At 73.4% G+C, this 14,948-nt stretch carries 15 protein-coding genes; 8 read left to right on the top strand and 7 right to left on the bottom strand.

All coding sequences use genetic code 11. The annotated features are described in order from the left end of the window. From uxaC to FJK98_RS16020, 5 genes are all read left to right on the top strand, one after another. Complete coding sequence (uxaC, locus tag FJK98_RS16040; protein ID WP_145919742.1) at positions 1-1,425, top strand: glucuronate isomerase; 1,425 nt, start codon at positions 1-3, stop codon at positions 1,423-1,425. Next, the gene (locus FJK98_RS16035; RefSeq protein ID WP_145919741.1) at positions 1,422-2,726 is read left to right on the top strand and encodes an enolase C-terminal domain-like protein; all 1,305 of its coding nucleotides are present in this window, start codon (positions 1,422-1,424) and stop codon (positions 2,724-2,726) included. Before uxaC ends, FJK98_RS16035 begins: the two co-directional genes overlap by 4 nt. Continuing rightward, complete coding sequence (locus FJK98_RS16030) at positions 2,717-4,207, top strand: mannitol dehydrogenase family protein (RefSeq protein ID WP_145919740.1); 1,491 nt, start codon at positions 2,717-2,719, stop codon at positions 4,205-4,207. The genes FJK98_RS16035 and FJK98_RS16030 overlap by 10 nt, the downstream gene beginning before the upstream one ends. A gap of 107 nt (positions 4,208-4,314) precedes the next feature. After that, the gene (locus FJK98_RS16025; RefSeq protein ID WP_145922794.1) at positions 4,315-5,484 is read left to right on the top strand and encodes a Gfo/Idh/MocA family protein; all 1,170 of its coding nucleotides are present in this window, start codon (positions 4,315-4,317) and stop codon (positions 5,482-5,484) included. A gap of 30 nt (positions 5,485-5,514) precedes the next feature. Then, positions 5,515-6,861 carry a polysaccharide lyase family 1 protein gene (locus FJK98_RS16020; RefSeq protein WP_145919739.1) on the top strand — a complete coding sequence of 449 codons (1,347 nt, stop codon included), beginning with the start codon at positions 5,515-5,517 and terminating at the stop codon, positions 6,859-6,861. 54 nt (positions 6,862-6,915) lie between these two features. Here FJK98_RS16020 and map read toward each other — a convergent pair whose 3' ends face one another. Further along, on the bottom strand, positions 6,916-7,686 hold the full coding sequence (gene map / locus FJK98_RS16015) for a type I methionyl aminopeptidase (RefSeq protein ID WP_145919738.1): 771 nt from the start codon (positions 7,684-7,686) through the stop codon (positions 6,916-6,918). Between the two features lie 66 nt (positions 7,687-7,752). On the opposite strand from map, the gene FJK98_RS16010 reads away from it, so the two are divergent. The 3 genes from FJK98_RS16010 to FJK98_RS16000 all read left to right on the top strand — a co-directional run bounded on the left by FJK98_RS16010 (position 7,753) and on the right by FJK98_RS16000 (position 9,458). Further along, positions 7,753-8,043: a helix-turn-helix domain-containing protein gene (locus tag FJK98_RS16010; RefSeq protein WP_145919737.1), complete on the top strand. Its 291-nt coding sequence runs from the start codon at positions 7,753-7,755 to the stop codon at positions 8,041-8,043. Positions 8,044-8,185: 142 nt separating this feature from the next. Further along, the gene (locus tag FJK98_RS16005) at positions 8,186-8,734 is read left to right on the top strand and encodes an ATP-binding protein (protein ID WP_240762894.1); all 549 of its coding nucleotides are present in this window, start codon (positions 8,186-8,188) and stop codon (positions 8,732-8,734) included. 7 nt (positions 8,735-8,741) lie between these two features. Next, complete coding sequence (locus tag FJK98_RS16000; RefSeq protein ID WP_145919735.1) at positions 8,742-9,458, top strand: HD domain-containing protein; 717 nt, start codon at positions 8,742-8,744, stop codon at positions 9,456-9,458. Between the two features lie 35 nt (positions 9,459-9,493). On the opposite strand, the gene FJK98_RS15995 is transcribed toward FJK98_RS16000, so the two are convergent. The 6 genes from FJK98_RS15995 to FJK98_RS15970 form a co-directional block, all read right to left on the bottom strand. Further along, positions 9,494-9,934 carry a barstar family protein gene (locus tag FJK98_RS15995; RefSeq protein ID WP_145919734.1) on the bottom strand — a complete coding sequence of 147 codons (441 nt, stop codon included), beginning with the start codon at positions 9,932-9,934 and terminating at the stop codon, positions 9,494-9,496. A gap of 61 nt (positions 9,935-9,995) precedes the next feature. Next, on the bottom strand, positions 9,996-10,397 hold the full coding sequence (locus tag FJK98_RS15990) for a ribonuclease domain-containing protein (protein WP_145922793.1): 402 nt from the start codon (positions 10,395-10,397) through the stop codon (positions 9,996-9,998). A 281-nt stretch (positions 10,398-10,678) separates the two neighbouring features. Continuing rightward, entirely contained in the window at positions 10,679-11,929 is a 1,251-nt protein-coding gene (locus FJK98_RS15985) for a cellulose-binding domain-containing protein (protein WP_240762892.1), read from the bottom strand. A gap of 162 nt (positions 11,930-12,091) precedes the next feature. Continuing rightward, positions 12,092-12,505, bottom strand: a complete 414-nt coding sequence (locus FJK98_RS15980) for a hypothetical protein (protein ID WP_145919733.1) — start codon at positions 12,503-12,505, stop codon at positions 12,092-12,094. Between the two features lie 55 nt (positions 12,506-12,560). Continuing rightward, complete coding sequence (locus tag FJK98_RS15975) at positions 12,561-13,493, bottom strand: HNH endonuclease (protein WP_088646883.1); 933 nt, start codon at positions 13,491-13,493, stop codon at positions 12,561-12,563. Positions 13,494-13,621: 128 nt separating this feature from the next. Beyond that, the gene (locus FJK98_RS15970; protein ID WP_145919732.1) at positions 13,622-14,476 is read right to left on the bottom strand and encodes a hypothetical protein; all 855 of its coding nucleotides are present in this window, start codon (positions 14,474-14,476) and stop codon (positions 13,622-13,624) included. Positions 14,477-14,948 lie beyond the last annotated feature (472 nt).

Here is a 14,948-nt window from a genome sequence, read left to right as displayed (position 1 = left end):
GTGCCGACCTCTCCCGACCTGCTCCTGCCGACCGACCCGGGCGTCCGGGCCATCGCCCGCGAGCTGTACGCCCTCGCCGGCCCGCAGCCGATCATCTCGCCGCACGGGCACGTCGACCCGGCGCTGCTGGCCGAGGACCGGCCCTTCCCGGACCCGGCCCGGCTGCTCATCGTGCCTGACCACTACCTCACCCGGATGCTGCTCAGCCAGGGGGTGCCCCCGGCCACGCTGGGGGTGCCCAGCGTCGACGGCAGCCCGGTGGAGACCGACGGCCGGACCATCTGGCGACGCTTCGCCGACCACTGGCACCTGTTCCGGGGCACCCCGTCGCGGCTGTGGCTGGAACGCACCTTCAGCGAGGTGTTCGGGGTGGACACCGCGCTGACCCCGGCCACCGCCGACGCCGTCTACGACGAGTTGGCCGCCCGGCTGGCCGAGCCGGAGTTCCGGCCCCGGGCACTGTTCACCCGATTCCGCATCGAGGTGCTCGCCACCACCGAGTCCCCGCTGGACGACCTCGCCGCGCACGCCAAGCTCGCCGCCGACGGCTGGGGCGGGCCGGGCGGCCGGGTGGTCACCACGTTCCGCCCGGACAACGTCGTCGACATGGAGTTCGACGGCTGGGCCGACAACGTGGCCCGGCTCGGCGAGGTGGCCGGCGTCGACACCGGCACCTACGCCGGCTACCTGGACGCGCTGCGGGCCCGCCGGGCGGCGTTCGTCGCGGCCGGCGCGACCTCCTCCGACCACGGCCATCCCACCGCCCGGACGCTGGCGCTCGACGCCGACGAGGCGGCGCGGCTCTACGACCGGGGCCGGCGCGGGCTGGCCGACGCCGCCGACGCCGAGGCGTTCCGGGCGCACATGCTGGTGGAGTTCGCCCGGATGTCGCTCGACGACGGGCTGGTGCTGCAACTGCACCCCGGCGCGGTGCGCAACCACAACCGCCGGCTGTACGCCACCCACGGCCGCGACGTCGGCGGGGACGTCCCGCACGCCACCGAGTACGTGCACGCGCTGGCCCCGCTGCTCGACGCGTACGGCAACGACCCGCGGCTGCGGGTGGTGCTCTACACCCTCGACGAGTACACCTTCACCCGGGAGCTGGCCCCGCTGGCCGGCGGCTACGCCGCGCTCTACCTCGGCGCGCCCTGGTGGTTCCTGGACTCCCCGGAGGTGCTGCGCCGGTTCCGGGAGGCGGTCACCGAGTCCGCCGGGTTCTACAACACCGCCGGGTTCGTCGACGACACCCGCGCGTTCTGCTCCATCCCGGTCCGCCACGACGTGGCCCGCCGGATCGACGCCGGGTTCCTGGCCCGCCTCGTCGCCGAGCACCGGCTGACCGAGGACGAGGCCGCCGAGACGGTCGTCGACCTGGCGTACCGGCTGCCCAAGAAGGTCTTCAAGTTCGGGGGGTCCGCATGAGCACCACGATCACCGACGTCGACGTGCACGACGTCCGGTTCCCCACCGCGGCGGCCGGCGACGGCTCCGACGCGATCAACCGGGGTGACTACTCGGCCAGCTACGTCGAGCTGCGCACCGACGGCGGCCCGACGGGCGCCGGGTTCACCTTCACCAACGGCCGGGGCAACGAGATCACCTGCGCCGCGATCGAGGCCCTCGCCCACCACGTCCGGGGCCGCACCGTGGAGGAGATCGCCGCCGAGCCGGTGGCGTTCTGGCGGTCCCTCACCGCCGACGTGCAGCTGCGCTGGCTGGGGCCGGAGAAGGGGGTCATCCACATGGCCTCCGGCGCGCTGGTCAACGCGGTCTGGGACCTGCGGGCCAAGCTGGCCGGCAAGCCGATGTGGCGCTACCTCGCCGAGCTGCCCACCGACGAACTGGTCGCCAACGTCGACTTCCACCACATCACCGACGCGCTCACCCCCGACGAGGCCGCCACCCTCCTGGACAAGGGGCTGGCCGGGGCGGCGGAGCGGCTCGCCGTGCTGGAACAGGAGGGTTTCCCGTCGTACACCACGTCCGTGGGGTGGTTGGGGTACCCGGACGACAAGGTGCGGGCGCTGACCCGCGAGGCGTACGCCCAGGGGTGGCGGGCGATGAAGATGAAGGTCGGCGGCCCGCCCGCCGACGACCTGCGCCGGGCCCGGATCATCCGGGCCGAGATCGGCCCGGACGCGCTGCTGATGATGGACGCCAACCAGGTGTGGGACGTCGACGAGGCGATCACCAACATGACCGCGCTGGCCGAGGTCGACCCGTACTGGATCGAGGAGCCGACGCACGCCGACGACATCCTCGGCCACGCCCGGATCGCCCGCGCGGTGACCGGGCTGACCGACGGCCGGTGCCGGGTCGCCACCGGCGAGGTCGCCGCCAACCGGGTCATCTTCAAGCAGCTGCTCCAGGCCGAGGCGATCGGGGTGATGCAGATCGACGCCTGCCGGGTCGCCGGGGTCAACGAGGTGCTGGCCGAGATCCTGCTCGCGGCGAAGTTCGGGGTGCCGGTCTGCCCGCACGCCGGCGGCGTCGGCCTCTGCGAGTACGTGCAGCACCTGGCGATCTTCGACTACCTGCGGGTCGGCGCCAGCCTGGACGGGCGGATGGTCGAGTACGTCGACCACCTGCACGAGCACTTCGTCGACCCGGTCCGCACCCGGGGCGGCCGGTACCTGCTGCCCACCGCCCCCGGCTACAGCGCCACCATGCGCCCCGAGTCGATCGCGCGGTTCCGGTTCCCGGACGGCCCGGTGTGGCGGTGAACGGGGGCACCGACCGGCTGGGCCTGGCCACCCTGCGCCGGCTGCCCGAGCAGAGCCGACCGCTGGTCCGGCCGGGCACCGTGCCGGCCGGCATCGTCCACCTCGGACTGGGCGCGTTCCACCGGGCCCACCAGGCGGTCTGCACCGAGACGGCGATCGGCGCGGCCGGCGGCGACTGGGGCATCGTCGGGGTCGCCCCGCGCAGCACCACGCTGGTCGAGGCCCTCGCGGCACAGGACGCGCTGTTCAGCGTCACCACGCTGGCCGCCGACCGGTCGGCGACCCGGGTGGTCGGCGCGCTGGCCGGGGTCCGGCACGCCGCCAGCGACCCGGCGGCGGTGGTCGCGCTGCTCGCCGACCCGGCGATCCGGGTGGTGACGCTGACGGTGACCGAGAAGGCGTACCGGCTCGACCCGGTCTCCGGGGCGTTGCGCAGCGACGACGAGCTGACCCTCGACCTGACCACCGACCGGCCCCCGGTCACCGTGCCCGGACTGCTGGTCCGTGGGCTGCTCGCCCGCGCCGCCGCCCAGGCGGGGCCGATCGCGCTGGTCAGCTGCGACAACCTGCCGTCCAACGGGCGTCGGCTGCGCGGCCTGGTCCGGCAGTCGCTGGCGCTGGCCGGGGTGCCGGACGCCGTCCAGGACGCCCTCGCCGGGCAGGTGAGCTTCCCCGGCACGATGGTGGACCGGATCGTCCCGGCCAGCACCGGCGAGACGCTGGCGAACGCCCGCGCCGCGCTGGGGGTGACCGACCTGGCGGCGGTGGCCGCCGAGCCGTACCTCCAGTGGGTCATCGAGGACGACTTCCCCGGCGGCCGGCCCCGGTGGGAGCAGGCCGGCGCGGTGCTGACCACCGACGCCGGCCCGTGGGAGCGGCTGAAGCTGCGCGGCCTCAACGGCGTCCACTCGGCGGTGGCCTACCTGGGGGCGGTGGCCGGCCGCGAGACGATCGCGGACACGCTGGCGCTGCCCGGCCTGATCGACGTGCTGCGCCGGTTCGTCGCCGACGACGTGGCCGAGAGCTTCACCCCACCCGAGGGGACGACGGTCACCGGGTACGGCGACGAGGCGCTGGCCCGGTTCGCCAACCCGGCGATCCGGCACCGCACCCTCCAGGTGGCGATGGACGGGTCGCAGAAGCTGCCGCAGCGGGTCCTGCACACCGCCGTCGACCTGCGCGCGCAGGGCCGTCCGGCGTACTGGTCGGCGCTGGTCGTGGCGGCCTGGCTGCGGTTCCTCGACGGGCGGGCCGACGACGGCACGGCGCTGCCGCTGGACGACCCGCTGGCCGACCGGATCACCGCCGTGCTCGCCGCCGCCGACGGCACCGCCGACGGCGCGGTCGGGGCGGTGTTCGCCCTGTCCGAGGTGTTCCCGGCCGCGCTCGCCGAGGACGACGGGTTCCGCACCGACGTGGCCGGCTGGCTGGGCGCGCTGCGGAGCCACGGGGTGGCGGCGGTCCTGGCCGGTGCGGCGTGACGGGCCCGGTGCCGCCGACCGCCGCCGGTGGGCTCGCCGCCCGGGGTGCCCCGGCGGCCCCCGCCGCGACGCCGTCGCGCGCCCCGGCCGGGGCCGACGCGACGGCGGTGCCCCGGGTGGCGATCGTCGGCGCGAACGGGCACGGCCGCTGGCACCGGCGCAGCGTCGCCCCGCTGCACGCGGCGGGACGGCTGCGGCTGGTGGCGCTGGTGGACGTACGGCCGATCGAGAACGAGCCGGCCGCGCCGGTGCCGCCCGGGACGACCGTGCACACCGACCACCGGGAGATGCTCGCCGCCGCCCGCCCGGACGTGGTGATCGTCTGCACCCCGCCGCACACCCACCTGCCGATCGCCCTGGACGTGCTCGCCGCCGGGGCGGACCTGCTGCTGGAGAAGCCGCCGGTGCTGTCCACCGCCGAACACCGGACGCTGGCCGGGGCGTTGGCCGCGACCGGCCGGGCCTGCCAGGTCGGCTTCCAGGCGCTCGGCTCGATGGCGCTGGCCGAACTGTCGACCGCCCTCGGGCAGGGCCGGCTGGGCACCGTCACCGGCATCGGCACGGTCGCCTGCTGGCAACGGCCCGACGGCTACTACGCGCGGTCCCCGTGGGCCGGCCGGCGCAGCCTGCACGGCCGGCCGGTGCTCGACGGCGCGCTGGCCAACCCGCTGGCGCACGCGGTGATGCAGTGCCTGGCGGTCGCCGGGACGGTGACCGGTGCGCCGGTCCGGCCGGCGCGGATCGAACTGGAGCGCTACCGGGTCCGGCCGATCGAGGTCGACGACACCGCCACCCTGCGCATCGTCACCCCGGGCGGACCGCCGATCGTGGCGGCGGTGACGCTGGCCGGGGAGGACTTCGTCGCCGGCGAGGTGATCGTGACCGGCACCCTCGGGCGGGCGGTGCTGGAGTACCCCACCGACCGGCTGCTGCTGCCCGGCGACCCGCAACCCCGGGAGGTGCCGGGGCGGCGGGGGCTGCTGGAGAACCTGCTCGCCCACCGGGCCGACCCGGCCGGCATCCCGCTGATCGCCCCGCTGGCCCGCACCGCGCCGTTCACCGCCGTGCTGGAACAGGTGCGGCAGGCCCCCGAACCGACCCTGCTCGGCGGCGACCTGGTCACGGTCACCGGCAGCGGGCCGGAGCGGGTGGTGACGGTACCCGGGATCACCGCCGCGTTGCGCCGCGCCGCCGAACAGGGCGCGTTGCTGTCGGAGCTGGCGGTGCCGTGGGCGGTGCCGCCGGTGCGTGTCCCCCTGGCGGCGCAGGACGACTGACCCACCCACCACCACCTTCCGGAGAGTCCCATGCGTCCACGCACCACCGGGGCGGCCCTGGTCGCCCTGTCCCTCCTGCTGACCCCGGGCACCGCCGCGTCCGCCGCGCCGCCCGACGGGCCGTCCCGGGCCGTCGAGCGGCTCGCCCGGCAGACCCTGCCGGCCGGCGACGGCTGGGCGGCCGAGGGCCCCGGCACCACCGGCGGCGCGGCGGCCGGCCCGGACCAGGTCCACCTGGTGCGCAGCCGGGCCGACCTGGTCCGGGCGCTGGGCGGCGACAACGCCACCAACCGGAGCAACGCCACCCCGAAGGTGATCGTCGTGGACGGCACCGTCGACGGGTTCGCCGCCGACGACGGCCACCTGCTCGGCTGCGCCGACCTGGCCGACCCGGAGTACAGCCTGCCCGCCTACCTGGCCGCGTACGACCCGGTGGTGTGGGGCATGGTGCCGCCGACCGGGGCGCTGGAGGCCGCCCGGGTGCGGTCGGTGGCCAACCAGACCCGGCAGACGCAGATCAACGTCGGCCCCAACACCACCATCGTCGGCCGGCGCGGGGCGGTCCTCACCGGGCTGACCCTGATGATCGACGGGGCCAGCAACGTCATCGTCCGCAACCTGACCTTCGACGACGCCCGGGACTGCTTCCCGGCGTGGTCGCCCACCGACGGCGCGACCGGCAACTGGAACTCCCAGTACGACCAGGTCTCGGTACGCCGCAGCGAGCACGTCTGGGTCGACCACAACACCTTCACCGACGGCGACAACCCGGACAGCGGGCAGCCGGTGTACTTCGGCCGGCCCTACCAGGTGCACGACGGGTCGCTGGACATCACGCACACCGCCAGCCTGGTGACCGCCTCGTACAACCGGTTCACCGGAAGGGACAAGCTGATGCTGATCGGCTCGTCCAACACGGTCGGGCCGGACGTGGGCCGGTTGAAGGTGACGCTGCACCACAACCTGTTCGACCGGGTGCTCCAGCGGCTGCCCCGGGTCCGGTTCGGCCAGGTCGACGTCTACAACAACTGGTACCGGCTGGCCGGCGACGACTTCGTGTACGCGATCGGGGTGGGTGTGCAGTCCGCCGCGTACGTGGAGAACAACTTCTTCACCCTCGGCGTCGGCATCGCCGCCGGTGACCTGCTGTACGACTGGGGTGGCACCGCCGTCACCACCCGGGGCAACTGGGTGGACGCCGACCGCGCGCTGCCCCGCCCGGTCGACCTGGTGGCCGCCTACAACGCGAGCCACGACCCGGACCTGGGCGGCGACGCCGGGTGGACGCCGACCCTGCGCGCGCCGCAGGCGGTGCCCGCGCCGCTGGTGCCGCTCGTGGTGGGGCCGTTCGCCGGGGCCGGTCGACTGCCGTTGTGAGCCGCCTCCGGTCGGGCCGTGCCTTCCCGGGTGCGGCCCGACCGCCCGGCGGGGTCACCTCGGCAGGGTGAGCACCTCCGCGCCCTCGGCGGTGATGGCGATGGTGTGTTCGCTGTGTGCCGTGCGGCAGCCGGTGGCGCTGCGCAGCGTCCAGCCGTCGGCGTCGGTGACGAGGGTGGCGGTGTCGGCCATGACCCACGGTTCCAGGGCCAGCAGCAGGCCGGGACGCAGCCGGTAGCCGCGACCGGGCCGGCCGGTGTTGGACACGTGCGGGTCCTGGTGCATGGTCGACCCGACGCCGTGCCCGCCGAACTCGGTGTTGATCGGGTATCCCGCCGCGTGCAGGACCGTGCCGATGGCGTGCGAGAGGTCGCCGACGCGTGCGCCCGGTCCGGCGGCGGCGATCCCGGCGCGCAGCGCCCGCTCGGTGGCGTCGATCAGCGCGACGCTCTCCGGGGGGCGGCTGTCGCCCACCAGGAAGCTGATCGCCGAGTCGGTGACCACGCCGCCGAGGGAGACGGCGAGGTCGAGGGAGAGCAGGTCGCCGTCGGCGAGGTGGTAGTCGTACGGCCGCCCGTGCAGCACCGCGTCGTTGACCGAGGTGCAGATGTAGTGGCCGAAGGGTCCCCGGCCGAAGGACGGCGCGTAGTCGACGTAGCAGGACGTCGCCCCGGCGTCGACGATCATGCGCTGCGCCCAGGCGTCGATCTCCAGCAGGTTGGTGCCGACCACGCTGCGGCTCTTGAGCGTCTGGAGGATCTCGGCGACCAGCGCGCCGGTGTCCCGTGCGCGCCGCACGTCGCTGGGGTTGAGGATCTCGATCATGCGGCGCCTTCCGTCGACCACCAATAAGTATCCCGGCCATGTTATCCCGGTACTAGAATCGCAGCCATGGTCAGGTTGCCGCTCACCCCCGCCGAGGTCGCCCGCGGGCAACGCCTCGGCGCCCTGCTGCGCCGCGCCCGGGGACAACGGTCGATGCTCGGCACCGCGCTGGCCGCCGGGCTGTCCCCGGAGACCCTGCGGAAGATCGAGTCCGGTCGGGTGGCCACCCCGGCGTTCCCGACCATCGCGGTGCTCGCCGACGTCCTCGGCCTCTCCCTCGACGCGGTCTGGTCGGAGATCAACCAGTCCGACGGCGGGATCGCCGTGCCCGACCCCGGCGAGCGGCTGGCCTCGTAGCCCCGTCGCCTCCCGGGGGGCCGCCCCTGAGGGCACCCCACCCAGGGGTGGTGCTCGGCGGCGGGCCGGGACAGGGACAATGACCCGGGTACGGTCGGGCTGCCGACCCCGGACGACGATGATCAGCGGGAGGTGGACCCGGGTGGCCGGTGGACGCGACGTCGACGCGGACCGGCCCGACCCGACGGCCGGCACCGCACCGTATGTCGACCCGGCGGCGCGGGGCGGCACGTCCGAGGGCGGTGCGCCGTCGGCGTTCCGGGCCGCGCTGGCCGCCGATCCGGCCCAACTCTCCCCCGCCCGGGAGGCGCTGCGCGCGTGGCTCACCGGGGCCGGGGTCGACGAGGCGGACGTGGAGGTGGTGCTGATCGCCGTCGGGGAGGCGTGCGCCAACGCCATCGAGCACGGCTACCGGTTCGCGCCCGGGGCGAGCGTCACGGTGTCGGCCCGGCTGCGGGCCGAGCGGCTGGAGGTCGAGATCCGCGACACCGGCGGCTGGCGCGAGGGCCCGTCGCAGGGACGCGACCGGGGCCGGGGACGACTGATCATGGCGCGGTTGATGGACGAGGCACAGCTCGACGGCACCCCCGACGGGACAACGGTTCGCCTGGTCAAGCAGCTTTCCCGGCCAGCAGTGAGGCGGTCACATGCCCGACGACGGGGTCGGACCGACAGTGAAGATCGGCTATAAGTAGGCGATGGAGTTCCCGCCGTACCTCGCCACCATGCCGATGCACGCGATCACCGAGCTGCACGGCGAACCGGGCCTGCTGGCCCGGTTCCGGCTGGAGTTGCCGGCCTTCGCCACCGCCGACCGGGACCGGCTGACCGAAGCCCTCGACCTGGCCGCCGAGCTGCACCGCGACGACCGGCGGTCCCGCGAGCCGTACCTCAACCACCTGCTGCGGGTGGCGATCCGGATGATGCACCACTACCAGGTGCGCGACCCCGACGTGATCGTCGCCGGGCTGCTGCACGACGCGGTGGAGGACCATCCGGGCGAGCTGGCCGGCGCGGGGGCCGCCGACCCGACGGCGGCGGCGCTGGCCGCGCTGGCCGACCGGTTCGGCGCCCGGGTGGCCCGCCTGGTCGCCGCGGTCACCAACCCGGTGTACGACCCGGAGCGGGACCCGCACGTGCAGTACCGCGAGCACGTCGCGGCCAGCCTGGACCGGGAACCCTGGGCCCGGGTCATCAAGGTCTCCGACTTCACCGACAACGGTGTGGGCGTGGTCTACGCCGTCGGACCGAAGGTGGCCCGCTCGGCGGCGAAGTACCGGCCGCTGGTGCCGGTCTACCGGGAGTTGATCGCCCGGCCGGACACCCCGCTGTCGGCACCGGTGAAGCGGCACATCTTCGGCCAGCTCGACCTGGCCGAGGAACGGTTCAGCGCGATCCTCGACCGCCCCAACTGACCCCGCCCCCGCCGCGCCGCTGGCGGCGCGGACGCTCAGCGCAGCGCGCCGCCGGGCGGGACGGCCACCCCGCCGCCACCGAGGACGGCGTGCAGCCGGTGCCGCAGGTCGGGCAGCCGCTGCGGGGTGTCCCGCAGCAGCAGGCAGACCGGCTCCCGGGCGCCGGCCGCCACCCCGCCCACCACGTCGAGCAGCGTCCCAAGCTGACCGGGCGGCTCGTCGGCCAGCAGCAGTCCGGCGTCGGTCACCTCGAGGGTGAGCGGGCCGGCGTCGAGCCGGTCGGCCAGCACGTCGGCGAGCGCGTCCCAGTTGCGGCCGAAGTGGCCGGGCAGGTCGAGCGCGTCGGTGAGCGCGTCGAACAGCGCGGGGCGGGTACGGGCCGCCGCCCCGGCCACGGTGACCGACGGCGTCGGATGCCCCGACGGGCGGGCCTCGTCGGTCACCCGTAGCCAGCCCGGCTGGCGCTGTCCGGTCATGGTGCATCCTCCTGCTCGACGGGGCGGACCGGCGGACCGGCCCGCCCCGGGTGGTCCTCGGTCAGATCCGGTAGAAGTTCGCGTAGTGGTCGGGGGAGAACCAGGTCGCCCCGCTGCTCTTGTTCACCACGATGCGGTACGCGTCCCGCGCCGCGCCGGAGACCCGCGGGTAGACGTCGTACTCGTAGTAGGTGGCGCCGGCGGGGAGCTGCCCCTCGTAGTTGTGGAACTGGCCGCCGGCGAAGTTCGACAGGCCGCCGCTCCAGGCGTACCAGCCCCGGCTGGTCGGGAATCCCTTGGCCGACCAGCCGGAGCGGGCGGTACGGGCGTCCGCGCAGCGGGACATCGTGCAGGAGCCGTAGACCGCCGCCGACGCGGAGTCGGTCAGCCTCGGGGTCACCACGGACGGCCCGACGAGCAGCGTCGCGACCAGGGCGGTCAGCAGCGCGAGGATGCCCGGCAGGCGGCGGGGCCGGGGGCGCGAGGTCGGGGCGGTGGCGGGGGTGACGGGGTTCGCGGGAGTGCTCAACGGGTCCTCCGGGTCGCGGGGGCCGACAGGAATGCATCGATCAGGATGGTTATCCCGATCAGCCACATTCTGGCGGGAGGCGAACCCCGCCGACCAGAGGTCAGCCTGGCAACCGTGGATGAACGCACCATGATCGGCACGCCACCGCCGGCTGAAATGCCCGGTGGACGCAGCCGGGACCGGGCGGCCCCGTCGGCCGCCCGGTCCCGGTCGGGTCAGCAGCCGATCCGGCTGGCGCCCAGGGCGACGTCGTCGTACCAGAGGGTGTCCGCGCCCTCGCCGTAGCTCTCCCAACCCAGCTTCAGGTCGGTCAGCCGGGGACGCCAGGTGCGGTTGTACCACTGTCCGTCGATGTCGTGGGTGGGCACCCCGTCGGCGGTCAGCCCGGTGACGGCGGTGCCGTCGAGCCAGGTACGCAACTGCCCCTGGTTGCCGTCGACCATGAACTCCAGGCACGTCCAACGGCCGGTGGGCAGCGGCACGCTCAGCGCCACACCGGATGGGCTCTGCTCAGGCAGGGTCGCGTCGTCCGAGGCCCGGTTCCACTGCAACGCGCCGTTCTGGCCGCCCATCCGCAGGTCCTTGTTGCCGTCGGCGGCGTCGGTCATGGCCATCACGGTGACGTGCTGGGTCGGCAGGGCGGTGGTGTGGCGCAGCCAGATCCGGCCGTACCGGACGGTGCCCACCGCACTGAGATCCTTGGTGGAACGCACGAAGACGTGGTTGCAGTAGCCCTGCGCGCCGTCGATGCGCAGCGAGCGGCTGCCGCTGTGCGCGGTCGCCGTGTCCACCGCCGCCCGGCCCGTCCCCGAGCAGTCCGGGTTGACCACGCTCCAGTCGCCGGCCGGCGTGCTGCCGGTCTGGTTCTCGAAACCGTCGCAAAGCACCGCACCGGCACACCCGGCCGGCGGCGGGGTGGTCGGCGGCGGCGTCGTGGGGGGCGGGGTGGTCGGCGGCGGCGGGGTGGTCGGCGGCGGGGTCGTCGGGGGCGGCGTGGTGGGCGGGGGCGTGGTCGGCGGCGGGGTCGTGGGCGGCGGCGTGCTGGTCGGCGGCGGAGCCCCGTTGCACGGTACGCCGTTGAGCGCGAACCCGGTCGGCGCGCCGGCCCCCGAGGTGCTGGTGCCCTGAACGCCGAACTCGGTGGAACCGCCGGCCGGGACGCTGCCGTTCCAGGCGGCGTTGCGGGCGGTGACCGTCGTACCGGACTGGCTGACCGTGGCGTTCCAGCCGCCGGTGATCCGCTGCCCGCCCGGGTAGGACCAGGTGACGGTCCAACTGCTCAGGGCGGTGTCGCCCGGGGAGACCCGGACGTTGGCGGTGAAGCCGCCGGTCCACTCGTTGGGCTGGTAGTCGATCCGGCAGCCCTGGGCGGCCGAGGCGGTGCCGGCGAGCACGGTGGTGACGGCCGCCGCCACCGTGACGGTGGCGGCCACGGCGGCGGTGATACGGGTACGGGAGATCCTCACAGGGGTCCTTCCGGCTGGCCGTCGGTGTGGACCGACGGCGCGGGAGCAGTGACGTCGCTCGCGCGTCGACGCGCCGTGTCGGCACGTGGACAACAGCCCGGCTCAGGCCAAACAGCCGCCCGGCAACAGAGCGGCACCCGGACCCAATGTAGTGATGGTTGCCTATGGAAACAAGTCCACCGTCGAGGTGCGCCGGTGGCCGATCAACCGGGCCCTCCCGCTGATCTCGTCGACGGGTACGACGGCATCCACCAGAGCGCGCACGGCAAACTCGGTCGGTTGCTCTGAGCAGAGCACCGCCTTGCCCAGGGCATGCGCGTAGCCCACCTCGATGCAGACACTGACTCCGGTATAGCCACCACTCGCGATCACGTAGACCGCATCGGACCTGGCGACCTTGGCGAGGAACTCATGGGTCAGCCGGAACTTGTCCGCCTCCCCGACCACGACGTGCTCCTCGTTGTAGTCGAATCGCGGGGTGTAGACGGTGAGTCCCACCGCCTGCAACGCATCGGCGGCGCGCCGTGCCAGATCGTAGAACTTCGAGCTGCTGCACACCGTCACCGAAGAAATCACGCTACCTCCATCACCTGCTGCGATTTCCCCATATTCTCCACTCTCCGCCGGCAGGTCAGGCGGCTTTGAAGACCGTGTCGAGGTGCCACTCCAGGAACTCGGCGCGGGGTCGGTCACCGCGCCGTTCGGGCACACCGATCTGCGTGCCCGCCCTGGCGTAGAACTGGTCGCCGTTGCCGAATTCGCTGCGCAGCCGAGGGCTGACCAGCAGTCGGTATTTCGGATCCACGCCGAGGTAACCCCTGTCGAACAGGATGTGGACATCCGACTTGAGCAACAGCCCGTTGTCGACGCGGTGCTCCCCACCCACCGGCAGCGGCCGGATGTGCGCCGCCTGCAGGACCGGTCGCACCCGGTTACCGGTGATGGCGCACCGTCGTTCGTAGGCACCGAGCACCACCGCCTTGAACGACTGCTGACCCAAACGTTGCGGCACCAGTCGGGGGTCGCCGTACACCGGGCCAGGCCGGTGCCACGGTGCCGCCAGGTCGAGTTCGACGGTGGTGCCGATGAGACGGTGGATCAACAGTTCGAAGTATCCGGTGACCGCGGCGTCGGCCAGGTCGTACGTCTTGCCCTGCACCACGTTGGAGGCGAAACCGGGTGGCGGGTCGACGGTCGAGTCGTCGGGAAAGAAGACCGCGTCCCGGACGAAGATGCCGCCGATGACCGGGTCTTCGTCGAGGCCGATCGGCTGACGTCGGTAACGCCCGACACTGCGACGCATGTCATCGAGGCTGGCGACTCCATTGGCCTCGCCGAACAGTTCCCACGCCTCCGAGATCCGCAACTGCGTGAATCCGCTGAAGAAGCCTCCGCCGACCACCCGGTTGAGCGGGTAGTGAGCCTTGAAGAAGAACGGCTCACCTACGGTCAGCGCCCGGAACCCCCCGCCCGACGGCCGCCAGAAGTTGACTTCGGTCAGGCCCGGACGCGCAGCCAGGTAGCGATACCACTTCTCGTCCGTCACCCCGACGAATGCCTTCACACCGAAGAGGATTCACCGAAGATGATCTCGCCGCCACCAACCGAACGGCCATCTCGGGAATTGACAGTCCACAGCTCCGGGGACCCCCGGCCGGTCGACACGATCGGATCGACCGGCCGGGTACAAGCTCAGCGACCAGCGGAGAGGCTGGCGCAGTCCGTCTCGTCGGGCAGCAGCGGGCGGAGGGTGACCGTCCAGGGCTTCCCGCCGGAGGTCCACGGGGTAGCGGCGTTGGCCTTGCCGGCGGTGGCGATCAACTGCTGCACGGCAGCACCGGTGACCGTCACACAACCGAGGTCGAGACCCTCGCCGAGGCTGGCCCCGGGCAGCACCGGGCCGGGCCACTCCATCCTGGGCTGCTTCGCGGTCTCCGGGGTGGCGACCCACGGCCCGGCCACCGCCGCGATGGCGGTCGGCTGGTACGGCTGCGTCGCCGCGTTCCCCGGGTCGGTCAGCTTGTCGGCGAAGGTCCGCAGTTTCTCCCGGGCGGCCTGCTGGGCGGGGGTCAGGCCGGCCTCGGGACCGGTCGCCTCGCCCAGGGCGTAGACCTCCAGCTGCTCGCTGCCGACCGTTCCCCGGATGGTGAACCGGGTGGTGGTCACGTCGGTGATCTTCGGCGTGCCCACGTCGACCGCACTGCCCACCCCGGCCGCGCGGGCCTGCTCGACCAGCTTCGCCACCTCGGCCTTGCTGATCGTACGGACCTGGACGTTGGGCAGCGCCGGTCCCGGATAACTGAGGACGGTCGGCCCCTGCGTGATCACCCGGCCGTCGGCGTAGACGCTGACGGACGGCAGCCGGGTCACGTTCGTCTCGGGCCGCACGAAGCCGCCCGTCTGGTCGATCCGCAGCACCGGCACGTTGGCGGGAAGAGAAGTCGGTGCCGCATCGGGCGCGATGCCCGCCCCGTCCTGCCCCGCACAGGCAGCAGTGAGCAGAAGCACCGGCACGACCGCCACCCACACACCTCGAAAACTCGTCATACCCCTTGGACGCCCCCAGACCCCCCACGGCTCCCCCCACTTTTCCGACTCCTTCTCGACTCCGCCCCGCTGATCGAGACGCCTGCCCAGCTCAACCAGCCCCACTCATGATCAAGTTGCCGAAATGCAGACGACACGCCGAGCAGGGTGCGACAAATCGCAATACGATCTTGGCGCTTCGTGGCAGAGCCCCGGAGCACGTGGGGGCCCGCCCACAAAGGGGGTGGCGTCCACGGGGGCGACACGTGGAGGCCGTGCGATCAAGCTCGACCTCCCGAACGACGCAAGTTTCTTGATCACCGGGCACGCCGCCCGAGGCGGGCAAGCGCCGCCAGGCGAAAGTGAGGCGTGGACGACTTACGGCGCGTGCGAACCCGCCATGCGCCCGGTGATCAAGAGGTTCGCGTCATCAGGGAGATCAAAATTGACACAAACTTCTTGATCACCCGGGCAGATCGAATCGGGCGGAGCG

This window comes from Micromonospora sp. HM134 (genome assembly GCF_007833915.1).
GTDB classification, from domain to species: domain Bacteria; phylum Actinomycetota; class Actinomycetes; order Mycobacteriales; family Micromonosporaceae; genus Micromonospora; species Micromonospora wenchangensis.
Note: the sequence above shows the minus strand (reverse complement) of the source record. Positions and strands in the feature narration are given on the sequence as shown.